The organism is Thermomicrobium roseum DSM 5159 (assembly GCF_000021685.1).
Taxonomy (GTDB): Bacteria; Chloroflexota; Chloroflexia; order Thermomicrobiales; family Thermomicrobiaceae; genus Thermomicrobium; species Thermomicrobium roseum.
The window spans coordinates 1,379,773-1,405,600 of sequence record NC_011959.1 but is presented as its reverse complement, the minus strand read 5'-3'; the positions used below and the strand labels follow the sequence as shown (position 1 = coordinate 1,405,600).

The window sequence follows — 25,828 nt, the reverse complement described above, 5'->3', positions numbered from 1 at the left end:
GCTCCATCCGCGCGTGCTCAGCTGAGGGCCGGGCGCGAAATGGGTTGCTTGGTTCGCGCGAGTTCCGCGATGAGGCGAGCGGCCTTGCGCCGACCGTCGACTGCCTGGATGCGTGCGCTGGCAGCCGCGAGCCGGGCCTTCCGTTCCTCGTTGGTCAGGAGATCCTCCAGGGCGCGGAAGAACTCGTCGTCCGTGAAGCGATACGGGTGGAAGCGGAAGCCGAAGCCGCACTCCTGAATGCGCTGGGCGTTGTCGTGCTGGTCCCAGAAGAGCGGCAGTGCCAGCATCGGCTTACCGAAATGCATGCACTCTGTCGTCGTATTGTTCCCACCATGGGTGATCACGGCATCGACGAGCGGGAGGATAGAAGGCTGCGGGAGATACTCGTCTCCCCAGACGTTGTCGGGAAGGGGAAGCTTCCCCTTCTGGGGGCCCAGACTGACGATCGCCCGGTAATCAGTGCGCCCGAGGAGGTCGACCAAACGCCCCATCAGTTCCGGCTCGGCCGAGCCCAGGCTGCCCAGGCTGACGTAGAGCAGCGGACCGCCCTCACGCAGGTGCTCCGGCAACTCGAAGGGTGGTTCCGTATCGCGCACCGAGGAGTCGATCCGGTGCCAGACTGGCGCGAGGGGCTGCGACCGCGGGTAATCCAGCTCGGCCGGGTAGAGGTAGAGATCGAGCCAGGGGCTCTCCCAGATGAACTCGAACGGTGGCAGCGGCGGGGCGCCGTTCTCGCGGCAGAAGGTGTCGAGCTCTTCATGCAACGGACCGACCGCGTCCCAATACTCTCGACGCCAGGCTTCCCACTCCGAGCGGTCGTTCGTCGGCAACCCGCTGAGGGCGGGTGGAAGGTCCGGATCGGGGATCTCCAACGGGTTGCACGACACGATGCGGACCCAGGGGACACCGGCCGTGACGACCGCGGGAAAGGCGACGACGTTGTCCTCCACGATCACGTCTGGGCGCAGCTCCGCGAAGATCTCGCGCAGCCGCGGCTCGACGTACAGGGCGCCGTCGATGAGCGAGCGCCAGATCGGTGCGATCAGGCTGCGGATCTGTTCGAAGGTGCTTTCCCGGAAGTGGGGCGCCGTGTTGGCGATGAAATCCTTCCAGAACTGCCCTGGCTCCTCTGGTTGCTCAGGAGGCGGCGTCAAGCGCATCAGACGCTCTTCGAACCCCTTGGCTTCGAGTGTCCCCGCGAACGATTCCTCGACGACGAAGACGACCCGGAGGCCGAGTTCCTGGAGCGCTCGACCGATCCCGATACAGTTGTTCGTCGGCCCGTAGGCACCCTCCGGGAAGAACACCACAGTCAGCTGTGCCATATGCACCTCCTCCAATCGCACTGTCCTGCGTTAGCAGGATCATAAGCTGATGTGCTAGCGCGTGTCCAGTCGTGGCGAATGACAGTTAGCGGAGTCGAGGCGCAGGCGATGGTCCGAGCCGGGCCAGTCGCTCGGTGCGGCCGGCAGGGGTGCCCAGTTCGCTTCCCTGGTGGCCGTGCCGCGCGGCCGCGACAGCCACTCGGTCCTTTCGCCCAGGCAGGAGGGGCGGTGTCGCTGTGCCGGGACACCGCTCCCCCACGATGCAGTTGCCGGTGCGTGCGTTCTCGATCGTGCCATGTCGTCACGGTTTCTCGGCACGCTCGAGGCGCCTGCAACGCGGCTGCGCGCTCGTGCCCGACGGCTGTGTCGCCGTCGTCTCGCGGAACGAGTCAGTGCGAAGCATCCCGCTGCACCGCGGGCAGCACCGGCCCAGCCAGCACGAGAGCGGTGACTTTTCGGAACATCTTGCCAGGAGGGTGCCTGATGCATACACTGGGAGGCGTGACCACAAGATCTAGGGGAACGAGAACATCAGGAGCCCTTGTTCTTGTGGTGCAGCAACGGAAAGTGGACGGGTGCCGGGAAGTCCGGTGCAAATCCGGCGCTGCCCCGCAGCGGTGAGCGGGAACGAAGGCTGCAGCCAGTCATCCTGACCGGGGCCACTGGCGGGATACCGCTGGGAAGGTGCAGCTGGTAGGTCGATCCGCGAGCCCGAAGACCGACCCGTCCGCTCGGAACGGTGCCGCGCCTCGCGGGTGGGTGCGGGCCGGAGTGGTCGGTTCGGGATGCTCGATCCCGGGGGAGCATCCGTTCGCTGCCGCTCTGGCCGCTCGGTCGCGCGAGGCGGCCGGAAAAACAGGAGGGCGGTGCGATGGTATCCCTGGTGTCGAGTTCTCTCCACCTCCGACCGATCGCACGGGACGAAGCAGCCGAGCTGGACAGTCGGATCTTGAGCTGTCTCCAGCAGTTACCCGATCGGCCCGAGGCCGAGCGGGAAGCAGCGGCGCTGCTCCTGGAAAAGATCGCACGCGAGGCGGATGACGGGACGCCCCTCCCCTATCCCGAGCATTTCCGGCGATTCGTCGAGCGTGGCATCGCTCGCGGCGCGCTCGACCCGCGACTCCGTACCTTCCAGCTCGATGTGCTGGCGCGAGCGCTGGACCCGGCGCGTGACGCGCTCCTCGGTTATGCGGCGCTGGCGACGCTGGCCGATCGGTACCTGGTCCGGGATCCGGAGACGCGCCAGCTGCTCGAGCGACCACAGGCGCTCTTCATGCGCGTGGCGATGGGGCTGGCGCTGGTCGAACCGCCTGAGACGCGGACCAGCTGGGCCCTGCGCTGGTACGACCTGATGAGTTCGCTCCGGTATCTGCCGAGTACCCCGACACTCTTCAATGCGGGCACGCCGCACCACCAGTTGGCCTCGTGCTACCTGGCGGAGGTCGAGGACAGTCTGGAAAGCATTTTGGGCTCGGCGTACGAGTTCGGGATGCTGGCCAAGTACGCCGGCGGGATCGGCACGGCCGTGACGCGCATCCGGGCCACGGGTGCTCCCGTGCGTGGGATCAACGGGACGAGCGGTGGGCTGATCCCGTTTCTTCACCTGTACGATGCCCTGATCGCCTCGATCAGTCAGGGTGGTCGTCGGCGCGGCACGATGTGCGTGTACCTGGAGCCGTGGCACCTGGAGGTGGAAGCGTTCCTCGATCTGCGCCGCAATGCCGGTGATCCCTACCGTCGTACGCATCAGCTCAACACCGCGCTCTGGATCCCCGATGAGTTCTTGCGGCGTGTCGAGACGGACGACCTCTGGTACCTTTTCGATCCGATCGTTGCGCCCGAGCTCCCGGATCTGGTGGGTGCCGCGTTCTCGGAGCGTTACCGAGAACTCTGCCGACAGGCAGAGGCGGGGATGCTCCCCCGACGAGCCTGGCGCCGCCTGCCTGCCCGCGAGCTGTGGTTGGCCATCTTGGCGAGCCTGATGGAAACCGGGCACCCCTGGCTCACCTTCAAAGATGCCGGGAACCTCCGTTCTCAGTTGCGCGGGATCGGTGTCATTCACTCGAGCAACCTCTGTACGGAGATCTTCCTCCCGACCAGTCGCGACGAGGTGGCGGTGTGCAATCTCGGCAGTGTAAACCTCGCTCGCCACTGCACGCCGACCGGCGAACTGGACTGGGAGCAGCTGGCGGCGACGGTGCGGCTGGCGATGCGGGCACTCGACAACGTCATCGATGCGAACCTGTATCCCTCGGAACGCGCGGCGCGAGCCAACCAGCTCAATCGCCCCGTGGGACTCGGCCTCATGGGCTTCGCCGAGCTCTTGGCCCGCCGCGCTGTCTCGTACGCTGAGCCAGCAGCAGCGGATCTGGCGGATCAGATCGCCGAGTTCCTCAGCTATCACGCCATCAGCGCCAGTTGCGCACTGGCGGAGGAGCGAGGCGCGTTTCCCAACTTTGCCTTTTCCCGCTGGGCAGCCGGTGTTCTTCCGATCGATACCCTCGATGAACTTGCAGCCGATCGTGGGTTGCCGGTGGAGGTCGACCGCACGCGGCGACTGGACTGGGAACCGCTGCGCCAGCGGGTGCGGCGGGGCATGCGCAATGGTGCCGTGATGGCGGTGGCACCGACCGCAACCATCGCTTTACTGGCGGGAACCACCCCGAGTCTCGATCCGTACTATGCGAACGTCTTCAGCCGGCAAACGCTCTCCGGGAAGTTCCTGGAAGTCAACCCCATCCTCGTCGAGGAACTCCGGCGTCGGGGGCTTTGGGAGCAGTTGTTGCCCGGTCTCGTGGCAGCGCGTGGGGACTTGCGAGCGGTGCCGGGGTGTCCACCCGACCTCGTCGCGCGCTTCCCGACCGCCTATCAAGTGCCGGCGGAGTCGTACATCGAAGTGGCGGCGCGGGTTCAGAAGTGGGTGGACATGGGGGTCAGTCGCAATCTCTACCATGCGGCTGATCGACCAGGGCAGATGAGTGCGGTGTATCTGGCGGCCTGGCGCAAGGGGCTCAAGAGCACCTACTACTGCTTCGTGCGTCCACGCATGGAGATCGAGCAATCCACGGTTGCCGTCAACAAGGCGCGGCGTCGCCCGCAATGGGTGCAGCTCGCCGAGCGCGAGGTGCTGGCGAGCGATGCGGCGAGCTGCCGTCTCGATGGGTCGTGCGAAAGTTGCCAGTGAAGGACGAGGAGGGACCAGAATGGCCCGCCGATTGCTCGGAGGCGATCCCCTAGCTGCTGTGGAGCTCTTCCCGCTGAGTCACCCGTGGGCCTATGCGCATGTCCAACAAGCCAAGCACAACACCTGGTTCCCGGAAGAGGTTCCGCTGCACGATGACGTACGCGACTGGCATGAACGCTTGAGCGATGAAGAGCGGCGAGCGGTGGAAATGTTCCTGGGTTTCTTCAATCCGATGGAGTCGCTGGTCACGACCAACCTGCTGCTCAGTCTCTATCGGGCGGTGACGGCCCCGGAAGCTCGGCTGTATTTGGCTCGACAGGCGTGGGAAGAAGCCAACCACGTCATGGCGTTCGAGTACGTCATCAAGACGCTGCCGTTGGACCGGGAGCGGGTGTTCGGCTTGCACGTGGAGCATCCAGCTGTCGCGGCGAAAGAGCTATTCCAGCGTCAGCTGGCCGAGCAGTGGCTCGTTACCCCTGACGTCGAGTCTGTCGAGGGACTGCAGCGACTCGTCCGCAACCTCGTCGGCTACTTCGTGATCTTGGAGGGAATCTTCTTCTACTCCGGCTTCGCGCTGGCGCTCGCGTTTCGGCAGCGAAACCTGTTGCGTGGTTTGTGCACCATCGTCGATTGGGTCCTGAAGGACGAGTCGCTCCACCTCTCGTTCGGTATCCACTTGATCACGACGATCCTGGAGGAGCATCCGGAAATCATGAGCGCGGCGTTCGGTCGCCAGCTGCGGGAGCTCATCCTACGTGCGGTCGAGCTCGAAGAAGCGTACAACCGGGCAGTACTCCCGGAGCCGTTGATCGGTCTAGACGCTGATGTGCTCAACCGGTACGTGCGCTACATCGCTGATCGCCGGTTGGAAGAACTGGGTTTGCCGATCGCTTTCGGTGAACCGAATCCGTTGCGTTGGATGGTCGCGCAGGTCGATATGCCGGAGATCGTCAACTTCTTCGAGGCCCGCAATATCCATTACGAGGTCGGCCGCGCGCGCTGGTAGAGTGGATGTGCAGTGCCCGACGAAGGCGAGCGGGGAGCAGTCGTGCCGCTCCCCGCTCGTGTGTGTGGTGCATCTCAGCTCTTCCACGTCGGCTTGGGAACGAGTGGCTCGGCACTGGCGCGGTCACGCGGCATGATGGCGACGTACTCGAGTTTGCCATCCGACTGCCGCTGCCACTGACCGATGAGCCAGTTACCGAGGAAGGCGTTACCGGTGAGCTTCACCTGGCCCATGATCGTATCGAACGTACCCTTCAAGATTTCGTCGCCGATCGCCTTGCGATCGATCTTTCCGACGCGCTCGAACGCCTGTTGAATCACTTGGCCAACGACATAATAGACGTGGCCGCCCCAGCGGTCAGCTTCCGTCCCATTGAAGGCTGCGAAGCGCTTGTAGAAGTCAACGAGTTGCTGGTTGCGGACGTCGATACCACCGAGACCCATCACTCCCTCGGCGTCATCGGCATACGTGCCATAGAAGAAGTAGTAGTTAGGGCCATTGGCGAGGAAGAGAAGCGGTGGATTGAATCCGAGAACTTTCATGGGTGGGACGTAGAGCATCGTGTCATTGGGGTAGGTGATGCCGATGACGGCGTCGGGATTCAGGCGCATGATCTCGGTAACGATCGACTGCATGTCGCTGACTTCCATGGGGTAACCCTGGTCGTAGACGATTTCGAACCCTGCAGCTTGCAGAGCAGGCCGGAGTGGCTTGACGAAATCGAGGGCGAACTCGGCATCGACGTAGGGCAGCGCAACGCGCTTGCCGATCTTGCCCTGCTGATTCAGATATTTGAGGAGACCGACGATCCCTTCCTCTGCATACTGTTCGGGACGACCGAGGAAGCTCACGAAGTACGGGAAACGCTTGGCGTCCTCTTCCGTGACCCACGTCGCCACCGCAACTTGCGGATAGCCGTTCTGGTGGAAGATGGGAGCTACAGCGTGGTTGATTCCCGTCGAGTACGGTGGAATGAGGAAGTCCACCTTTTCCTGCGTGATGAGCCGCTGCACTTGCCTGATACACTCTTCGGGGTTGCTTTGATCGTCTGCCCAAATGATTTCGACCTCGTAGCGACCATCGGCCAGCTGGAATCCTCCAGCCTTGTTGACGTCGTCTTGCCAGAGCTTGTAGGCCTTGACGATCGTCACGTCCGCACCCGCTGCGAACACGCCCGACAAGGACACTGCGCAACCGATACGCAGTTTCTTGGTCGGTTGAGTCGCCGCGACGGTGGGTGACCCAGCCGGAGCGGGAGCCAGGGTCGGCGTGGCAGCTGGTTGCTGCCCGGCCGGTGCGGTAGTAGGGGTGGGTTGCGGGGCCGGGGACGGCGTTGCCGCACCACCGCAAGCACTCAAGAGTGCGGAGGCGCTCAGCGCAGCTGCTGTTACGAAGAATCGTCGTCGCGAGACACGCATGGTATTCTCCTCCTCTTCCGTATTCCGAACCGATCACGATTCGCGACAGGAGAGAACTAAACTTCTTCGTGTGTAGACAAGGTCTTTCTTTGCGGTATCTCCTCCCTTCACTCATGACGATGACGATGACGTGAAGGGCTTCCAGATCCAGCGTATGGACTCTGACTAGCTGTGTGCTACTCGTACGACAGTTTACACGCAAAATGTCGTGAGTGCAAGAGGGCGATTCAGGATAGCCGAACACGGTGACCGTCCTCGGTGGTGGAGGAGGGAGGCGACTCAATCGCTTCCGAGGTAGGCGGTACGGACAGTCGGATCGTCGCGCAGATCGGCCGCACTCGCTGCGTGTACGAGGACACCGTTTGCTAGCACTGCACCGCGCTGGGCGACGCTGAGACTGAGGTGAGCGTTCTGCTCGACCAGCAGGATGCCGATACCTTCGGCGGCGATCTTCGGTAAGACGCGCAGGAGCTGTTTCGCCAGCACGGGGGCCAAGCCGAGTGTCGGCTCATCGAGCAAAAGGAAGCGCGGAGCGGCCATGAGCGCGCGCGCGACAGCCACCATGCGCTGTTCGCCCCCACTCATGGTGCCGACTCTCTGGCTCAAGCGTTCCTTCAGTTTCGGGAAGAGTTCCAGTGCGAAGGTCAGAAGTTCGCGCTCGCGGGCTCGCGCTCGATGCGGAAAGGCTCCCAGCAGGAGATTCTCCTGAACCGTGAGGTCAGTGAAGGTCCCTCCACGCTCTGGCACGAGGACGAGACCCTGCTCGACGATCTGGTGGGTCAGACGACGGCGCACGAGGCTCGTCAAATCGAGCTCGTCGAGCAGGATGTGCCCGTGCGTGGGGCGGACCAGGCCCATCGTGGCCTTGAGGAGCGTCGATTTGCCTGCACCATTGGCACCGAGCACGACCACGATCTCGCCAGAAGCGACCTGGAGCGAGACATTCTGAATCGCAGGGTGGAGTCCGTAATGGACCGTTAGCTCGCGCAGCTCAAGCATCGTCTGCCTCTCCGAGATAGACGCGGACGACCTCTCGATCGCGCAGCACCTCGCCTGGTAACCCTTCAGCGATCTTCTGGCCAAAACTCATCACGATGCAGCGATCGCAGAGTCGGCGTACCGCTTGCATGAGATGCTCGATGAGCACGATCGTCATGCCTCTGCCACGGAGGGACTCGATCAGCTCCATCCCGATGAGCATCTCGGAGGGGTTGAGTCCGGCCAGCCACTCGTCGAGCAACAAGAGTTTCGGACGCAGCGCGAGTGCTCGCGCCAGTTCCAGCCGCTTTTGGTCGATGAAATTGAGCTGCCCAGCTGGAACATGGACGTAGGCCGCCATGCCGAGTTCCTCGAGCAGCTGCCGTGCCTGTTCGCGGGCGTCGCTCAGTGATCGGGCGTGCCCTGCGAACAAGGCAGCTGGCGTGACGTGATCGAGGCACGTCAGGGCCGGATAGATGCGCACTAGTTGAAAGGTGCGTGCGATACCGAGCCGGGCGATTTCCTCCGGTGCCTTGCCAGTGATCTTATGTCCCACAAAGACGATCTCGCCCCGGTCTGGTTGGTAAAGCCCGGAAATGAGATTGAGCACGGTCGTTTTGCCCGAACCGTTCGGCCCGATAATACCGAAGACCTCGCCTTCGCGAATTTCGAACGAGAGATCATCCACCGCAACGATCCCGCCGAAGGTCTTGCGCAGCGAGCGAACCTCGAGCAGTGTCGAACCGTGCGATGAGAGTTTCCCGACCGGACCACTGATTCCATCGATGCTCGGAGTTGCGCTGCGAGCTGGCATCGCGGGTGCGAGTGGTTCGCTGAGGGTGGATGCTGCAGGGGTGGTGAGGCGTGCTTCGGCCATGCGCTTGCGTTCGATCTTGGGCAGCAAGCCCAGAATCCCGTTGGGAATGACGAACACGATCGCCATGAAGAGGAGTCCCAGGATCAGCGTGTAGGCGGTCGGGAAGCGCGCATTGAGTTGGTCGAAGAGGATGACGAGCGGGATCGCTCCGGCCAGTGGTCCCCAGAATCGCTGCATCCCGCCGAGCAACGCGATGACTGCTGGCATGAAGGAAAGCGTGGGGTTGAACGCGATGTTCGGATCGAGGTACGTCCAGCGCGGCGCGACGATGGCTCCGGTCACTGCCATGATCGCGGAGGTACCGGCGAGCGTGAGCACCTTGACGGCGGTGGTTCGTACCCCGCTGTGCCGAGCCGCTACCTCGTCCTCACCGATCATGAGGAGCGCAAGCCCATAGCGCGAGCGTGCGAGAAGCCAGCCGGCGAGTAATGTGAGTCCAAGGAGAACAGTCAATGCCCAATAAATTTGCCGAGCAGTGATGTCGGTGATGATGTAAAGACCGACGGATCCCGTGACGTTCCGCTGATACCACGTCATGAGCTGGCGGATGAGTTCCGCTAAGCCGAAAGTAAAGATGGTAAAGTACATCCCTTGAATGCGCAATGTGGTGAGTCCGACGATGAGCGCCAAGAGAGCAGCGATGACTGCGGCGAGTGGGTACAGCGCCAGCATCGGCACCTTCTCGTAGAGGAGACCCACCGTGTAGGCACCGACGCCGAAGAAGGCTGCGGTGGCGAGGCCGATGTACTTCGTCGGCCCAGCGAAGAGTCCCCAGGCGATGGCAAGAGTGGCATACATCAGGATCGAGATCCCGAGCGCGATATGAAAGTCGTTTCCTGCCAGTGGGACCAGCGCAGCGACGAGCAAGAGAGCAGGCAGGGTGGCTGTGCGTGCGATCGGTCGCATCACCGGAGTGCCCTCCCGAGAATTCCCGTGCGCAACGTGAGAACCGCGAGAATGAACAGCGCATAGACCGCAGCCAGCGTCAGTCCGGGGCTGACGAACCGAGCGACGAACGACTCCGTGACCCCGAGAATCAGCCCAGCGACGAGAGCGCCGAGCGCATTGCCGACCCCGCCCAAGATGACGACGACGAGCGCTTTGAGCGTGAAGGTGATACCCATGGGTACATTGAACGTCTGAAACATGCTGATGAGAACGCCACTCGCTGCACAGATGATGCCACCGAAGGCGAAGGTCAAACCTGCCCACCTTCGGACGTCGATCCCCGCGAGGGGAGCACCATCAGGGTCGACCGCGATAGCGCGGATCGCCGTGCCGATGCGCGTGCGGACCAGCAATAGATAGGCCAGAGCACCGAAAGCGAGCGCGAGCACGAAGGCCAGCAAACGATTGGCAGGGACGACGCTCCCGAGCAACTTGACTGGCACCAAAAGATAGGAATACGAGAAGAGTTTCCCACCGAAGATGGCGAGCATCGTGCCGGATACGACGAAGGAAAGCCCGAAGGCGAGCAAGATGCTCGAGGCCTCCATCGCTCGCCACGAACCACTGCGTCGTTCCAACGGGACAAAGACCAGATGGTAGACGAGAAGATGAATCAGGAAGCTGAGAGGCGCAAGCAACAGGAGCGCGACCAGCGGGCTGAGTTGGTAACGCTGGAAGAGGAGCGTCGTCAGCAACGCTGCTGCGATCAGAAAATCACCGTAAGCCAGGTTCAGGATGCGAGCGACGCCGTACTGCAGGGTGAGGCCGAGAGCCAGTAACGCATACACGCCACCGTAAACGAGGCCAGTGACCAGGGCATCGAGTACAGAGATCATAGGCTCTCCCACCGCTTTGTGCCCAACATACCCCGTCTGTGTTGCCGATCCAGCAATGCTGTGAAGGAGTTTAGATATCAAGGATATTGTAGCGATAACGACGGACGTCTGGCAAGAGACGAATCTACCTGGCGAGACATCGATCGTTGATCGGTCCCATAAGCGCTGTCGCTATCCCGTGCACCCTGCTACCTGGCGGTCCCTTTGCGAGCCCGATGATCGGGCCGACAGGCTTTTCTCCCTGCTCAGTGAGAACCAGAACTCCTGCGTTCTCGGCAGGGAGTTCAGTGGCCCGAGCGGGGCAGCCCGGTATTGCGTGGGACTGCCCCGATCGAGCATTCGTGAAAAATCTGTAGACCGATTATTTCTTCCAACCCGGCTTCGGTACGATCGGCTGTACGGGCGCCTTGTCCTTTGGCCAGACGGCCAGAAACTCGCCGTTCTGCCACTGACCGAGCAACCGATTTCCGTAATAGACATTCCCTTCGAGCTTGACGGTTCCGATGATCGTCTGGAATGAGCCGGTCGCGATCTCCTTCGTGAGCGCAGGACGATCGATTTTGCCGACTCGCTCCAGTGCCTGTCGCAGCACCTGTAACGATGCGTAGCACACCGGGCTAGCCCAGCGGTCCGGTTCCTGACCGGTCACCTCTTTGTGGCGCTTGTAGTAGTCCATGAGTTCCGAGTGCTTGGGATCGATACCACCCAGACCCATCACGCCCTCGGCATTCTGACCGAATTGGCCGAGATAAATCGGGAAGGCCGTCCCGACAGCTGTCAAAAAGACGGCTGGATTGAAATCCAGTACCATGGCAGCCTGTGGCAACGCGAGTGTATCGGCCGGATAGCTGCACGCGACGAATGCATCGGGCTGTCGGCTCTTGATATCGGTCAGAATCGGTTGGAAATCCGTCGTGCCGAGTGGATAACCCTGGTCGTAGACGAGTTCGAAGCCGGTGTCCTTGAGTTTCTTGCGGGCTGCTGCGGAGAGCTCGAGCCCGAATTCGTCGTCGACGTGGATGAGTGCGACCTTCTTTCCGATCTTGCCCTGCGCCGCGAGATCGCCCAAGAGATCGGCGATCGCTTCGGAGTACTGGCTCGATGTCCCGAGGAAAGAGAAGTACCCTGGCCACTGTTTGGCGAGATCGGGAGACTTGTCGCTCAGATTCGCGACACCGAGTTGCGGGTACCCCAACTGGTGAAAGACGGGAGCGACGGCCAGGTTCATCGCAGTACCCCAGGGTGGAAGAAGGAGATCGACCTTGTCTTGATTGACGAGGCGTTGGATGGCCTTGATCGCTTCCTCTGGGCTGCTCTGGTCATCGTATTCGATGAGTTCGATGGCATACATGCCATCGCTCAGCTTGATGCCGCCTGCCTCGTTCACGTCTTTGGTCCACAAGATGTAGTTGGGGTAGATCGTGATACCGGCGCCAGCAGCGTAGGGTCCGCTCTTGGAGATAGCAAATCCGATCCGCAATGTCTTCGCAGGCTTGCTCGTTACGACGGTCGGTGTCGGTGGGGTAGCTGGACTCGTGACCGCCGCAGCCGTTGGGGTCGGCAGCTGAGCAGCCGGCGGAGTCGGCGACGGCTGTGGCGCCGGAGTAGGTGTTGTCTGCCCGCCGCATGCTACCAAAAGTGCGGAGAGTCCTGCCGAACCAGCGAGTATGAGCACATGCCGTCGTGTCAGTGATCGCATGATTCCCTTCCTCCTCCTCGGTCGAGCTCAACGCGGACTCCTCCCCTGTACGCCACTCATCGCTGGCTGACGCTTCGCTTCACGTCATACATCCCCCTTGCCACAGTCAGGACTGTACGAGGCCAGTCGCTCATGTCGGCTGCAGTCGATTGATCCGATACGTCGCGGCGACTGTTCCATTTTCTTGTACTCTGTCAAAACAAGGATAACAAGTGAGTTGTTCAGAATACCGGAACTGAGTCGGCGATCCTCCCCAAGGCCTCCGTACCGTCGTCCCGTTACTCCGCGAACAATGTCGAACTTCCCTCTCTCGTGCCCAACGGCGGCCACACGGACAGATCGAAGGGAAAGTCCGATCCGGGAACGATACGATCCGGGCCGACGACAGCGCAGAGATATTCCAGCGTCTCATGTCGCCAGAGAACCGTGTCGTACCAAAAGCGCCGGAGATAGGCCAACGGGGGTTCAGCGAGTTGCCGGCGCACTGCCTCCCACACTGCATAAGCGCGTTCGAGACGACCGATTTGATACGGCAGGTAGCCGCCGCCGTGTGCCAGCAGGATACGTGCATTCGGGTAGCGATCGAGGACGCCTCCGAAAATCAGATCGGCAGCGGCGACCGTCGTCTCCCAGGGCACGCCGATCATGTTGGGAAGTTGTGGTCGTGCGAGACGAGGATCGCGACTCAAAAGCGGGTGGAGGAAAAGGATCGCCTTGCGCTCGTCAGCGGCCCGCCAGAAGGGCTCGAAGACGGGATCAGTCAGCAGCCGATCCGCGGTACCCGGGCCGACGATGGCACCCCGCATGCCCCGCTCCATCGCCCAGGCGAGTTCGTCTGCTGCAGCTGATGGATCGTTGAGTGGTACCGTTGCCAGGAGGTCGAGTCGCTGCGGTGCCCGCTTCTGCCACCCCAAGAGTGCCTCGTTGTAGGCCCGAGCCGCCTCGCGCGCCAATGCTGGTTCTGCTTCGTAGAAGAAGAGCTGGGGAACTGGCGACAGAAGCGCGCGCTCGATTCCCGCTGCATCGAGTGCTGCCAGGAACTGATCGAGGTCGTGAAAGACCGGCTTGAGTTCGAACGGCCAGCGCCCTCCAACGATCAGGATCGGCGGTTTCCCGGGTTCTCGCTGCTCGAAACGAGCTCCCGCCCGCGCTGCGTTGCTGCGGAGCCACGCGAGCATCGCTTCTGGTATGGCATGAATGTGGCAATCGATGGTCATGAGCTTCCCCCACTGCATGATCCCCGAGGGGCGGACTCGTCGACGGGGAGAGACAGATTCGTCCCCTAGGTCGCTAGGCGCGGGAACGGGGCGCTCCTCGGCATCGACCAGTGAACGGCAACGATGCAGGCCGGTGCGACGAACCGAGGCAGGCCAAAACTCGGCCGAAACGGACGCGGTCACGCTTCGACGCGGACTCCCAAGTAGGTCTCCTGGAGTTCGCGGTTGCCGACGAGTTCCGCAGCTGATCCCTGCCAGATGACGCGCCCCTCTTCGACGATATAGGCGACATCGATGACGGAAAGCGCGAGATCGATGTTCTGTTCCGCTAGGAGGATCGACAGTCCCGCCTGCTTGAGGCGCTGCAAGATCTCACCGACGCGCTGCACCATGACCGGTGCAAGCCCTTCCGATGGCTCGTCACACAGGAGAACGAGGGGCTGGGTCATGAGCGAGCGGGCGATCGTCAGCATTTGCTGCTCGCCACCGCTCAAGAGCGTTCCGCGGATTTTCCCCCGCTCCTTGAGAATCGGGAAGAGCTGATAGATCTCCTCGACGGTCCAGCGGACCCGCTGGTCGGGGCGCGGTGGTCGCGCACCGATCAGGAGATTTTCCGTGACCGTCAGCGAGGGGAAGATGCGCCGACCTTGCGGAACGAGCGCGATACCCTTGTGGGCGATGACATGGGGCGGTAGGCCGACGAGCGACTGGCCGCGCAGGCGGATCTCGCCGGCCAGTCGAGGGAGCAAACCCATGATCGCTCGCATGGTCGTCGTCTTCCCCGCACCGTTTCGCCCCAAGAGACCGACGACTTGGCCTTCTTCGACCGTCAACGAGAGTCCGTTCAAGACGAAGCCTTCGCCGTAGCCTCCGTAGACGTCACGCAGTTCCAGCATTTCGCCCTCGCATCGCTCCTGCTAGATACGCTGCCTGCACGTCCTCGTTGCGCTGGATCTCGTCCGGAGTACCGTCAGCCAGGACGGCCCCGTGGTGGAGAACCGTGATTCGGTCAGCGAAGGAGAAGACGACGCGCATGCTGTGCTCCACGAGGACCACCGTCATATCGCGTGGAAGCTGTGCGAGTCGCTCGATGAAGGCGGGAATCTCGTCGACGGCCAGGCCGGCGGCTGGCTCGTCGAGCAGCAGCAAGCGCGGTCGCAAAGCGAAGCGTGCGGCCAGCTCGACCCGTCGCTGATACCCATGTGGGAGATGACGGACTTCGATATCGCTGACGTCCAACAGTCCCCATTCCTCGAGCACACGCTCGGCTTCGCGCTGGACAGCGCGATCGCTGTTCACTTGCCCAGTGAGGCCGAGCAGGCGGTGGCGTCCTCGGAGGAGCGCGATCAAGATGTTCTGGCGTGTAGTCAGCTCCTGGAAGACTGCCGGCTGCTGGTTCGTTTTGAGCAATCCGACATCGACCCGACGATGCGCTGGTAACCTGGTGACGTCGCGCCCGAAGACGATCACTCGACCACGGGTCGCCGGAAGGAAACCGGCGATCACGTTGAGGAGCGTGGTCTTGCCTGCACCGTTGGGACCGATGATGGCCCGTCGCTCGCCTGGCTGCACGGTGAGCGAGATGTCTTCGAGGATCGTCAGCCCGCCGATGGTCTTGCTGACGTGCTCGAGTTGGAGTGCCGGTACTGCTGTCATCCTCACGACCTCTCGATGACTTGCTCGACCGATGGCTCGCGGTGAGGACTGACTGCTGAAGCTGGTCTGCGAGCCAAGGGGGCCTCCCGCCGCAACTGGGCCCGCAGCTGGCGGATCCGATCCGGTAACCGAACGATGCCTTGCGGTAGCAGAAGCACGGTCAGGATGAAGACGATACCGAGAATCATGACCCAGCGCTGCGTGAACGCGCTGACCTCATAACGCAGCAACAGGACGAGTGCGGCTCCGATGATCGGGCCCCAGAAGGTTCCAGCTCCCCCAAGGATGACCATGACCATGCCCTCGCCTGCCAAGAGCCAGCTGATCTGCCCTGGGCCGACGAAGCCTTTGAAGTAGGCGAACAGACCACCCGCCAGGGCTCCGTAGCCGCCTGCGATGGTGTACGCAGCGTATTTCAGTGTCCATGTGGGATAGCCGAGGCCAGCCAGGTAGCGCTCGTTCTCCCGGATGCCGATGAGGGCGAGCCCAAACGGTGAACGGACGATCCAAGCCATCGTGAGGAGCGCGATCCCGACCACGACAAGCGCGAGGTAGTAGAAGTTGGCGGTATCGGAGACACGCCCGACGAGAAAGGGAAGCTTCGGTGTGGGAATGCCCGGCAGCCCGTCGTCACCGCCTGTCACCCGGCGCCAGAGCCAGACGATTCCGAACAGGACTTGCGTTAGCGAGAGGGTCAGGATGAGAAAGTATGCCCCGTGCGTTCGCAGCACGAAGGGGCCAGTGACGAGCGCGAGCGCCACTCCGGCGACCACCGCAATGAGCAAGGCGACGGGAGCAGGGATGCCGAGATACTTGGCGAGCAGTCCGACGGCGTACCCGCCAGTTCCGAAGAAGGCCGAGTGGCCGAGGGAAGGAAGTCCGGCATAGCCCAGCAGGAGGTTGAGGGACATCGCAAACAGCGAGAAGATCAGGATCTCGGTCAGGACAGAAAGCGGGTAGGTCGGGAGGAAGGCGGGAGCCGCGAGAAGTAGGACTGCGAGAGGAACACCGATCGCCCTGCGCCAGTTTCGTGCCAGACGTGCTGTCGCCATCATCGGGTTTCCCTCCTAGGCCCAGCCAGGTCGGCCGAACAGTCCTTGTGGGCGGACGATGAGGACGACAGCAGCGAGTGCCCACACCGCGAAGAACGAGGCCTCGGGCCAGAAGGTCCGAACGATCGTGTCGGTCAGTGCCACCACGATGCTCGCCGCGATCGCTCCCAAGACAGAACCGAGTCCGCCCAGAATGACGACGATGAGCGCCATGAGTTGAAGCTGGATATCAGTACCAGGCGCGACACCCGTCACGGGTGTGCCGAGCGCTCCACCGAGACCGGAGAGGAGGGCACCCAGCGAGAAGACGATGGCGAAGATCCGTCGAACATTGATGCCGAGACACTGCACCATCTCGAGATCGTCGACGCCAGCCCGTACGTAGGCTCCCCACTTGGTGCGCTCGAGCAGGTACCAGACCAGGATAGCCAGAACGGCTCCGATGACGATCAAGGCGACCCGATAGATCGGAACGACTGAGCCGAAAAGTTCCATCGAGCCGCGCAGCATCGCTGGTGGTCGGAGACGCAGTGGATCCCCGCCCCAGATCCACCGTGTGACGTCCTGTACCACGTAGGCCACACCGAGCGTCAGAGCGACCTGCAGAAGTTCCTTGCGGTGCAGGCGCTGCAAGAAACCCCGCTCGATGGCGATCCCCACGACCAGAGCAGCCAGAGCGCCAGCCACGAGTGCGAGGAGGAAGTTCCCCGTCGAGCGTGCCACGGACCACCCGATGTACCCACCGATGAGGTAGAGCGAGCCGGTCGCGAGGTTGATGAAGCGCATGAGACCGAAGACGACCGAGAGCCCGACCGCGACCAGAAAGAGCAGGCTCGCATAGGACAGACCGATGACGAGACTGGCAGTATTGACCGGCACCGGACCTCCTTTCGCCCTCGGTTCGCCCGAACCATCGACTGGAGAGCGCCTGTGAGTTCGATGCTTCAACGATACTCGTAGAACGCTTCAGGTACCAAATACGCACTGCGGGTGACGCTCGATGGGCGAGCGTCACCCGCACCCAGGGACTAGAACGAGAGGTCGTCCACGTTCTCGCGCTTGCCGAGCACGACATTACCGAGCGTGCCATCCGGCAGGCGCTGGACCTTCCGGAAATAGACAGTGATGACGACATTCTGCGTTTCCGGATGGAAGCGGAATGGACCGGCTGGTCCCGTGAACTGAACGCCCTTGAGCGCCTTGAGGAATGCTTGCGTGTCTTCGACCTTGCCCTGTACCGCCTCGAGTGCTTTCGCTGCGACGAGCGCAGCCAAGTAACCTTGGTAGGCGAACTGGTTGGGAACGCGCCCATACTTCTTTTTGAAGGCGTCGACAAAAGCCTTGTTCTCCGGTGAATCGATGTACGGTGAGTAATGGAGTGACGTCACGACGTCGAGCGCTGCATCCCCTTGCTGATCGAGATAGGCCTCGTCGACCAGGTCACCAACGCCGATGAGCGGAATCTGGTCTTTGAGCCCGAAGTCCTGGTACTGCGTCACGAAGCGGACCGCGTCGGCGCCAGCGAAGAAGGCCCAAACCGCATCCGGCTGCGCTTGCTGGATCCGTTGGAGGAAGGGCGCGAAGTCGCTCGTGTCGAGCGGCGGATAGACCTCACCGGCAATCTCGCCACCTGCCTTCTGGAACGCCGCCTTGACCGGCTCCGCTTTTTCGTGTCCAGCGGCATAATCGGGAGCCATGAAGGCGAGTCGCTTGTAGCCGAGTTGCTCGAAGGCGTACTGCCCCATCGGCCACTCATATTGGCCATTGGCGAACGAGACTCGGAAGATATACGGACTACGCCGCTGCGGGTCGCGCGTGATCGCTTGCGCTCCTGCATTGTCGATGATCGTCGGGACGCCGCTCTGGTGAATGTAATCGCGGCAGGCAAGTGCGACACCGCTGTGAATGTACCCGATGATGAGGTGCACCTTGTCGCGCTCGACCAGCTGCTTCGTCTTGGTGAGTCCCTGCTCCGGATTGGAGGCGTCGTCTTCTTGGACGAAGGTGACTTTGCGACCCGCTACCGTGTTGTCGATCGACTCGAAGGCGAGTTGGATACCCCGGGTCAGATTCTCAGCCAATGCCGCAAAGACACCCGTATAACCGTGAATGAGGCCGATGCGGATCGGTTCCGCCGCGGCAGCCGGTGTGACCACGACAGTCGGAGTCGCTGCCGCAGCCGGCGTCGGTGTCGCAGCTGCCGGAGTCGGTGTGGCTGCTGCCGGGGTCGGCGTCGCTGGCGCGGTGGTCGGCGTCGGTGTGGCACCACCACCACGGCAGGCAGCGAGCAGACCACCGAGTGCTGCCGTCCCGATCCCAACGATGACTGTTCGCCGTCGAACCGGCCGACGGAATAGGTGCTGGAAATCGCTCCGCTCCATCGATCTCCTCCTCGCAAAGCGACTGACCCGTTCTCTCACACTCTCGCTCATCGCTGGATCGTCGCGGTGGGCCAGTCGACTCATCCTCGCACTGGCCCACCAGTGTCCTCTTTCTCAGACGCCGACCGTCACCTTTTCTGGCGTCCCGTAGGTGTAGAACGATTCTGGCATCGTCGATGCGCCGAGCCACACCGTACTCGAGTACAGATCCGATTCGTGGGAGACATCCCACACCACGGTCTGCCAGTTGGGGTCGAAGATCAGGTATCCTGCGTCACCCCACAGCTCGACCCTGTTTCCGCCCGGCTCGAAGACGTAGAGGAACATCGCCTGGGTCGTGCCGTGCTTCCCAGGACCAGCCTCGATTTTGATGCCCCAGTCCCGACAGGCGTCGGCCACGTCATAACAATGTTGTGGGTAGCCGTACCAGTACGCGATGTGGTGCAAGCGATTCCCCTGGCCAGTTCCGTCGCGCATGACCGCGATCTCGTGGACGAGCGGGCTCACCGAGAGCCAGGATCCGACCTTTTTCCCATCGCCGCCGATCTTGGTCTCGCGCAGCTTGAAGCCGAGATAGTTCCGGAGGAACGCTTCGTGGACCTCGACATCGCTCACGAAGCAGTTGATGTGATCGAGCCGGCGCACGGGTACGCCGTCTAGCGGGCGGCGCTGGGGCCGGTTCTTGAGTGCACTGCGCTGGTCCTCGGGCGCTTGGTAGTACTCGAGATCCCAGATCAACTCCATGCGATGACCGTCTGGCATGCGGAAGCGGTAGGCGCGTCCACCGCCGTATTCGCTTTCCTGCCAGCCAAGCCCAAGCCCCGTTGCCTCGATGGCTGCGGCGGCCTCGTCCAGCAGCTCGGGCGCCGAGACGCGCCACGCGGCGTGTCCGAGTCCGGCTTGCGGTGCCTCCGTCAATTTGAGCGTCCAAAGGAACCAGTCCTCGTACGCCCGCAGGTAAACCGATTGTCCCTCCTGATGAACGACGCTCATCCCGAGGAGTTTCGTGAAGAACCAGAGGCTCTCGTCCGGCTTGGGCGTCAACAGCTCGACATGGGCGAGCTGTGCGACGACCGGGACACGGAGATCCGCCATGACTCCACCTCCCTGAGTGGTCCGATCCCCGACCTCACCGTTCGCGACCGTTCGTTTCCCACACCCACGTCGCGTCTCGCCAACCATCGAGGTCGTACTGGCTGAGGCACTCGTCGACGAGCGCTTTCCACTGCTGCATGAACCCACGGCGCTCTGCCCACTGGAGCGGGTCGAGGTACTTCTGCTCGTGATTGCCGGCATAATTCAGCTCATAGAGCCCGTGCCGGCCACCGAACTCGGAGTACACGGCGTCCCACACCAGCTTGTACAGCTTGCTGCGTTCCACGGCGCTCATCCCGGTCCCGCGGAGATAGCGGTCGAGGAGCGGCCGGACCTCGGGGTTGAGGAAATCGCGGTAGCTGGACACATTGATGATGGGGGCGCCACCGAGGATCCGCTCGTAGATCTGGCGGATGCGATCCCAGGCGAAGTTGGTGTAGACCCGCGCAGCGGCCGCGTATTCCAGACGCGGCACGACTGACCCACCCAGGCTCGGCTCGGGATCGCTCACCATCGCCGTGACGATGGCCCAAAGGAGATGCCGGAGCGCGACGAGTTCCCCGACCATTACCTGGTTTCCGCGGAAATCGGCCGTCCCGTTGCACTCTAAGCCTTTCTGCAAGAGACCGATCATGAACTCCAGCTTGATCATGAAACGGATCGTCGTCTGCAGGTTGAAGCGATTGAAGAAGCCGGAATCGGCATAGAATCGCTTGCACTTGGCCACGTCGCGGTAAATGAGCACGTCTTCCCAGGGGATGAATGCCTCGTCCAGAACCAAAAATGCATCGTTTTCGTCGAAGCGACTGGAGAGCGGATGATCGAAGGGGCTCTCAGCATCGAGTTCGTATGACGCGCGCGAAATCAGGTACTGGCGCGGGTTGTCCATACGGACGAAGAAGACGAGCGCGACGTCCTCGTCTCGGCCCTCTTGCAGGCGCGCAGCGCTCCCGCTGTTGACGCCGACGAAGGTGCCGTGGGTGAGGGCCGATGCCGTGGCGACTTGCTTGGCACCACTCACGATGATGCCGCCGTCCGTCTCCTTGACGACGTGGATATACACATCGCGGACTTCGCTGGGTGGACGATTGCGATCGATCGGTGGGTCGACGATGACGTGATTCATGAAGAGGACGCGGGAAGCGTATTCGCGGTACCACCGCCGTGCTGTTTCGCCGAAGGGAGCGTAATAGTCCGGGTCAGCGCCGAGCGTGGCCATGAAAGCGGCCTTGTACTCCGGTGTCCGACCCATCCAGCCGAAGCTCATCCGTTGCCAGACCGCGATGGCTTGGGCCGCCTCCTTGAGATCCTCTGCGGAATACGCAGGGGCGAAAAACTTGTGGGTCAGAATGCCCTGGCGATCGACCTTCGTCAGGATCTCACGCGTCTCCGGCGAATGGAGCGCGTCGTACAGTCGGGCGACTGTGCGTGCGGCGTTGCGGAAGGCCGGATGGGTCGTGACGTCCTCGACCCATTCACCGCGGAAAAAGACCTTGCGGCCGTCCCGCAGGCTCTCCAAGTACTCCTCGCCGGTCATCGGACGGGGCGACGTCTGGATGACTTGTGCCATCGACCGTTCTCCCTCGAAAGATCGGCTCCTCACCACTTCTAGTCCGAAGATAGTGCGAGCATCACGTCACGTCAATTGTCTCGTTCGGCTATCATGAACTTCCCGTTATGATCTCCCGTGAGCGAGCCAGCGGACGGCGTGTGGTTCAGCCATCGTGAACGAGCTGCTTGCTGGTTTGCCAACGTGCTGGTATCGTGATGGTGTGGAGGGTGCGATGCTCCAGACCGTGCAAAAGGCAGCACAAGTGCTTCGCCTGTTTACGCCGCACCAGCCTGAATGGGGGGTCACCGAGGTCGCCGCAGCGCTGGAGATCCCCAAGTCGGGTGCTCATGCGCTTCTGCGTACCTTGGCAGCGGAAGGTCTCTTGCAGCGAACGGCCGCTGGCCGTTACCGTCTCGGCTGGGCGCTGTTCGAGCTGAGTCAGACGCTGCTCGACTCGAGTGCGCTCCTCCGCGCGGCCCGTCCGGTCATGGAGCGTCTGGTCGCTGGGTGGGGCGAGACGACGCACCTTGCCGTGTTGGTCGATGGACAAGTGTTGTACGTCGAAAAGCTTCAAGGCGATCGTGCCCTCGAGATCGTTCTGTCCGGAGTCGGCAAGCGTCTCCCAGCGCACTGCTCTGGCGTCGGAAAGGTGCTGCTTGCCCATCAGCCATGGGAGGTCGTGCTCGGGATCGTCGAGCGGACCGGTCTGGTCAGTTTCACGCCGAACACGATCAAGTCGGTCGAGCAGCTGCGCGAAGAACTGGAACGGGTCCGCCAGCAGGGGTTCGCCTATGACCAGGAAGAGGTGATGGTTGGGCTCTGTTGTGCGGCCGCGCCGATCCGCGACGAGAGCGGTCACGTCATCGCGGCGATGAGTCTCTCGGTGCCGGCCTACCGCTTCTATCCGAACCGACAGCGGCTCACCACCGCGATCGTCGATGCTGCGCGACGGGTTTCGGAAGAACTCGGGTACTATCAGGAGGATTGGGCATGGGAGAACGGCAAGCGGTCAAGGTCGCGATCCTCGGTACCGGGAATATCGGTACCGACCTGATGTACAAGCTCTTGCGGAATCCGGGCCACATGGAATTGGCCATGTTCGCCGGGATCGATCCGCAGTCGGAGGGGATCGCCCGCGCCAAGAAACTAGGTATCCCGACGAGCTACGAGGGGATCAAGGCGGTCCTGGATGACCCCGAGATCCGGATCGTGTTCGATGCCACCAGCGCCAAAGCGCACGTTCGTCACGCCAAGATGCTGCGCGAGGCTGGCAAGATCGCGATCGATCTGACGCCAGCTGCCCGCGGTCCGTACGTCGTGCCGCCGGTCAACCTCGGCGCACACCTGGACAAGGACAACGTCAACCTGATCACTTGCGGCGGGCAGGCGACCATCCCGCTCGTCTTTGCTGTCAGTCGCGTCGTACCGGTGCGCTACGCCGAGATCGTCTCGACCGTCGCCAGCAAGTCGGCGGGACCAGGAACGCGGCAGAACATCGACGAGTTCACGTTCACGACCGCCCATGGGCTCGAGGCGATCGGGGGAGCTGAGCAGGGGAAGGCGATCATCATTCTCAACCCGGCTGAGCCGCCGATCATCATGCGCAATACCGTGTACGTCATTCCCGCGAACGAGGAGTTCGACCAGGCGGCGATCGTGGCGTCGGTCGACCAGATGGTCGCCGAAGTGCAGCAATACGTCCCCGGGTATCGCCTCAAGGACGCGCCGGTCTTCGACCGGCGGCGCACACCGTGGGGCGAACGAACAATTATCGCCATGTTGCTCGAGGTCGAGGGGGCCGGTGATTTCTTGCCGCCCTATTCCGGCAATCTCGACATCATGACGGCAGCGGCCTGGCGGGTGGGTGAGTTGTTCGCCCAGCATTTGCTGGGTATCCGGCAGGAGGTGGCGGCATGAAGACGCTCACGCCACCGCGCGTGACCGACACGACGCTGCGGGACGGTTCCCATGCCATGCGGCACCAGTTCACGCGGGAGCAAGTGCGGGCCATCGTGGCTGCGCTCGACGAGGCTGGCGTGCCGGTCATCGAAGTCACCCATGGGGACGGACTAGCGGGTAGCTCTATCCAGTACGGCTTTTCGGCGACGAGCGAACTCGAGCTGATCGAAGAAGCGGCGAAGACGGCCAAGCGAGCCAAGATCGCGGCTCTCTTGCTCCCCGGAATCGGCACGCGCAGGGAGCTCTCGGCGGCGATCGAGCGGGGCATCAAGGTCGTCCGCATCGCGACGCAGTGCACCGAGGCCGATATTTCCGAGCAGCACTTCGGGATGGCCAAAGAGATGGGCCTGGAAACGGTCGGCTTCCTCATGATGGCCCACATGCGCCCACCGGAGTTCCTGGCCGAGCAGGCAGCATTGATGGAGTCGTACGGTGCCGACTGCGTCTACATCGTCGACTCCGCCGGCGCGATGTTGCCGGACGATGTCCGGCGCCGGGTCGCTGCGCTCAAGGAGCGACTCTCCATTCAGGTCGGGTTCCATGCGCACAACAACCTCGGGTTGGCGATCGGGAATACACTGGCGGCCATCGAGGAGGGAGCCGATCAGGTGGATGGCTGTTTGCGTGGGCTGGGTGCGGGTGCCGGCAACGCACCCACCGAGCTCATCGCGGCCGTGCTCGACAAGTTGGGGATCAATCCGGGGCTCGATGTCTTCAAGTTGATGGATGCTGCCGAGTACATCGTGGCCCCGATCATGCCGTACCAGCCGATCCCGGATCGGGACGCGATCACGATCGGCTATGCTGGGGTCTATTCGACGTTCCTTCTCCACGCTCGCCATATCGCAGCTGAGTTCGGGCTCGATCCGCGCGAAATCCTGGTCGAACTCGGTCGGCGCCAGGCGGTGGCGGGGCAGGAGGACTGGATCCTGGATGTGGCGCTCGATATCCTGCGCCGCAAGCGCGCAGCCGAAGGAGCGGGCGATGCACGCGAACCAGCCGCAGCCGAGCGATCAGCTGATTGACGAACCAGCCCCGATGATCGATCCCCGGCACTTCCGGCGGACGATGGGTCGGTTCGCGACGGGGGTGACGGTCATTACCGTGGCGCGCCCGGAAGGAGCACACGGGATGACGGCCAATGCCTTTCTGTCCGTCTCGCTCGATCCGCCGCTCGTCCTGGTTTCGGTCGATCGGCGGGCACGGATGCACGCTTATTTGCTCGAAGCCACCCGCTATGGTGTGAGCGTGCTCGCCCGCGACCAGGAGCGGGCGGCGCGGCATTTTGCCGGTAAGCCGCAAGCTGGGTACGAACCGGTCTTCGCCTGGCGGGAGGGAGTACCGCTCCTGGAGGGGGCAGTCGCGCAGGTGGTTTGCGACGTGTGGGAGCGGGTGCCGGCGGGGGACCACACGCTGGTGTTGGGACGCGTGCGCTGGCTGGACTATTGGGAGCGCGAGCCGCTCGTTTTCTTCGGTGGTGACTTCCGCTGCCTGGAGGTTCAGCTGCACGATACCAGCATGTGGTGGTGGTGAACCGCGCGGCTGTGGAAGGGAGAGGGGACGTGACGATCGCCAAGTCGGTCGTGCACGCGGGACGATTGCCCACCCATTTTCATCGGGCAGGAAGTGGAGACCCGGTGATCTTCCTCCACGGCTCTGGCCCGGGAGTGACAGCCTGGGCGAACTGGCGCTTTGCCCTTCCTGCACTGGCCAGCGACTTCGATTGCATCGCTCCGGATCTCTGGGGGTTTGCCCGGAGCGGGCACCCTGATCCGCCACCGATCGGCGCGCGGGCCTGGATGGAGCTCTGGGTCGAGCAGGTCATCGCGCTCATGGAGCATCTCGGGATCGCGCGGGCGCATCTGGTCGGTAACTCGATGGGCGGGGCGATCGCGCTGCATCTCCTCTATCGGCACCGCGACCGTTTCCAGCGTGTCGTGCTCATGGGAACGGTCGGAGCCCCGCACCGGATGACGGAACAGCTGGACGTCGCCTGGGGTTTTTACGAGGAACCGACGGCGGAGCGCCTGGCCCAGATCATCCGCTGGTTCGTCTACGATCCCGCGACGGTCGGTGGTGACCTGGAGGCGATCGCGCGCGACCGCCTGGCGGCGGCACTCGATCCAGTGGTGCGCCGGAGTTACGAGGCGATGTTCCCCGCACCGCGCCAGCAGCATCTGGATGCCCTCGTCCTTCCCGAAGAGGTCTATCGCGAGCTGGATCGACCCATCCTGCTCGTGCACGGACGCGACGACGTGGTCGTGCCATTGGAAACGAGCCTCTGGCTCCTCCCGCGGTCGCCGCGGGTGCAACTGCATGTCTTCGGGCAGTGCAGCCACTGGGTACAGATCGAGAAACGCGAGAGCTTCAACGAGTTGGTCCGTGCGTTTCTGCGCGGCAAGCTCTAAGAAGGAGAACACGATGCTGGTCCTGAAGGTGACGATGGTCGAAGGGCGCACGCCGGAACAGAAGGCCGAGTTGATTCGTCGACTTGCCGAAGCAGCTGGGCGTCACCTGGGTTTTCCGGTGGAGGAAATTCGGACCGTCATCTACGAAGTCGGGCGCGATGAGTGGGGCATCGGGACAATGACGATGGCGGAGCGAGACCGTGCTGCCTCGTCGCAGCCAGGAGACTGAGGGGGAGT

General features: G+C 62.7%; 22 protein-coding genes and 1 riboswitch. Of the genes, 8 read left to right on the top strand and 14 right to left on the bottom strand.

Annotation, left to right across the window (positions count from 1 at the left end; genetic code table 11):
• Positions 1-17 precede the first annotated feature (17 nt).
• Positions 18-1,325 (bottom strand): glycosyltransferase, encoded by a 1,308-nt coding sequence (locus TRD_RS06630; RefSeq protein ID WP_015922360.1) that lies wholly within the window; start codon positions 1,323-1,325, stop codon positions 18-20.
• Between the two features lie 556 nt (positions 1,326-1,881).
• Positions 1,882-2,066, top strand: a riboswitch (cobalamin riboswitch).
• Positions 2,067-2,196: 130 nt separating this feature from the next.
• Here TRD_RS06630 and TRD_RS06625 point away from each other — a divergent pair.
• Together TRD_RS06625 and TRD_RS06620 are read left to right on the top strand one after the other, a co-directional pair.
• On the top strand, positions 2,197-4,509 hold the full coding sequence (locus tag TRD_RS06625) for a ribonucleoside-diphosphate reductase subunit alpha (protein ID WP_015922358.1): 2,313 nt from the start codon (positions 2,197-2,199) through the stop codon (positions 4,507-4,509).
• Between the two features lie 19 nt (positions 4,510-4,528).
• Positions 4,529-5,515, top strand: coding sequence for a ribonucleotide-diphosphate reductase subunit beta (locus TRD_RS06620; protein WP_015922357.1), 987 nt, complete (start codon positions 4,529-4,531; stop codon positions 5,513-5,515).
• A gap of 74 nt (positions 5,516-5,589) precedes the next feature.
• On the opposite strand, the gene TRD_RS06615 is transcribed toward TRD_RS06620, so the two are convergent.
• The 13 genes from TRD_RS06615 to TRD_RS06555 all read right to left on the bottom strand — a co-directional run bounded on the left by TRD_RS06615 (position 5,590) and on the right by TRD_RS06555 (position 21,242).
• Complete coding sequence (locus TRD_RS06615) at positions 5,590-6,933, bottom strand: ABC transporter substrate-binding protein (RefSeq protein WP_015922356.1); 1,344 nt, start codon at positions 6,931-6,933, stop codon at positions 5,590-5,592.
• 279 nt (positions 6,934-7,212) lie between these two features.
• On the bottom strand, positions 7,213-7,932 hold the full coding sequence (locus TRD_RS06610) for an ABC transporter ATP-binding protein (protein ID WP_015922355.1): 720 nt from the start codon (positions 7,930-7,932) through the stop codon (positions 7,213-7,215).
• On the bottom strand, positions 7,925-9,694 hold the full coding sequence (locus tag TRD_RS06605; RefSeq protein ID WP_041436018.1) for a branched-chain amino acid ABC transporter ATP-binding protein/permease: 1,770 nt from the start codon (positions 9,692-9,694) through the stop codon (positions 7,925-7,927). The genes TRD_RS06610 and TRD_RS06605 overlap by 8 nt, the downstream gene beginning before the upstream one ends.
• Complete coding sequence (locus tag TRD_RS06600; RefSeq protein ID WP_015922353.1) at positions 9,694-10,572, bottom strand: branched-chain amino acid ABC transporter permease; 879 nt, start codon at positions 10,570-10,572, stop codon at positions 9,694-9,696. The genes TRD_RS06605 and TRD_RS06600 overlap by 1 nt, the downstream gene beginning before the upstream one ends.
• 361 nt (positions 10,573-10,933) lie before the next feature.
• Positions 10,934-12,271: an amino acid ABC transporter substrate-binding protein gene (locus TRD_RS06595; RefSeq protein WP_015922352.1), complete on the bottom strand. Its 1,338-nt coding sequence runs from the start codon at positions 12,269-12,271 to the stop codon at positions 10,934-10,936.
• Positions 12,272-12,549: 278 nt separating this feature from the next.
• A complete protein-coding gene (locus tag TRD_RS06590; protein ID WP_015922351.1) occupies positions 12,550-13,488 on the bottom strand; it encodes an amidohydrolase family protein in 939 nt (312 codons plus the stop codon).
• A gap of 179 nt (positions 13,489-13,667) precedes the next feature.
• Positions 13,668-14,384: an ABC transporter ATP-binding protein gene (locus tag TRD_RS06585; RefSeq protein WP_015922350.1), complete on the bottom strand. Its 717-nt coding sequence runs from the start codon at positions 14,382-14,384 to the stop codon at positions 13,668-13,670.
• Positions 14,368-15,144 carry an ABC transporter ATP-binding protein gene (locus TRD_RS06580; RefSeq protein ID WP_015922349.1) on the bottom strand — a complete coding sequence of 259 codons (777 nt, stop codon included), beginning with the start codon at positions 15,142-15,144 and terminating at the stop codon, positions 14,368-14,370. The genes TRD_RS06585 and TRD_RS06580 overlap by 17 nt, the downstream gene beginning before the upstream one ends.
• Before the next feature lie 2 nt (positions 15,145-15,146).
• Positions 15,147-16,199 carry a branched-chain amino acid ABC transporter permease gene (locus TRD_RS06575; protein WP_015922348.1) on the bottom strand — a complete coding sequence of 351 codons (1,053 nt, stop codon included), beginning with the start codon at positions 16,197-16,199 and terminating at the stop codon, positions 15,147-15,149.
• A gap of 12 nt (positions 16,200-16,211) precedes the next feature.
• Complete coding sequence (locus TRD_RS06570; RefSeq protein ID WP_015922347.1) at positions 16,212-17,075, bottom strand: branched-chain amino acid ABC transporter permease; 864 nt, start codon at positions 17,073-17,075, stop codon at positions 16,212-16,214.
• Between the two features lie 149 nt (positions 17,076-17,224).
• On the bottom strand, positions 17,225-18,577 hold the full coding sequence (locus tag TRD_RS06565; RefSeq protein ID WP_041436017.1) for an ABC transporter substrate-binding protein: 1,353 nt from the start codon (positions 18,575-18,577) through the stop codon (positions 17,225-17,227).
• Positions 18,578-18,691: 114 nt separating this feature from the next.
• A complete protein-coding gene (locus TRD_RS06560) occupies positions 18,692-19,672 on the bottom strand; it encodes a VOC family protein (RefSeq protein ID WP_015922345.1) in 981 nt (326 codons plus the stop codon).
• A gap of 34 nt (positions 19,673-19,706) precedes the next feature.
• Positions 19,707-21,242 (bottom strand): 4-hydroxyphenylacetate 3-hydroxylase family protein, encoded by a 1,536-nt coding sequence (locus TRD_RS06555; protein ID WP_015922344.1) that lies wholly within the window; start codon positions 21,240-21,242, stop codon positions 19,707-19,709.
• 214 nt (positions 21,243-21,456) lie between these two features.
• On the opposite strand from TRD_RS06555, the gene TRD_RS06550 reads away from it, so the two are divergent.
• The 6 genes from TRD_RS06550 to TRD_RS06525 are packed head-to-tail and all read left to right on the top strand — an operon-like array spanning position 21,457 to position 25,820.
• Positions 21,457-22,278, top strand: a complete 822-nt coding sequence (locus tag TRD_RS06550) for an IclR family transcriptional regulator (protein ID WP_015922343.1) — start codon at positions 21,457-21,459, stop codon at positions 22,276-22,278.
• On the top strand, positions 22,215-23,141 hold the full coding sequence (locus tag TRD_RS06545; RefSeq protein WP_041436016.1) for an acetaldehyde dehydrogenase (acetylating): 927 nt from the start codon (positions 22,215-22,217) through the stop codon (positions 23,139-23,141). The genes TRD_RS06550 and TRD_RS06545 overlap by 64 nt, the downstream gene beginning before the upstream one ends.
• A complete protein-coding gene (gene dmpG, locus TRD_RS06540) occupies positions 23,138-24,208 on the top strand; it encodes a 4-hydroxy-2-oxovalerate aldolase (protein WP_015922341.1) in 1,071 nt (356 codons plus the stop codon). The genes TRD_RS06545 and dmpG overlap by 4 nt, the downstream gene beginning before the upstream one ends.
• On the top strand, positions 24,168-24,716 hold the full coding sequence (locus TRD_RS06535) for a flavin reductase family protein (RefSeq protein ID WP_052294074.1): 549 nt from the start codon (positions 24,168-24,170) through the stop codon (positions 24,714-24,716). Before dmpG ends, TRD_RS06535 begins: the two co-directional genes overlap by 41 nt.
• Positions 24,717-24,745: 29 nt before the next feature.
• Entirely contained in the window at positions 24,746-25,591 is an 846-nt protein-coding gene (locus TRD_RS06530; protein WP_015922339.1) for an alpha/beta fold hydrolase, read from the top strand.
• Entirely contained in the window at positions 25,500-25,820 is a 321-nt protein-coding gene (locus TRD_RS06525; protein WP_226980685.1) for a tautomerase family protein, read from the top strand. Before TRD_RS06530 ends, TRD_RS06525 begins: the two co-directional genes overlap by 92 nt.
• The last annotated feature ends 8 nt before the right edge of the window (positions 25,821-25,828 follow it).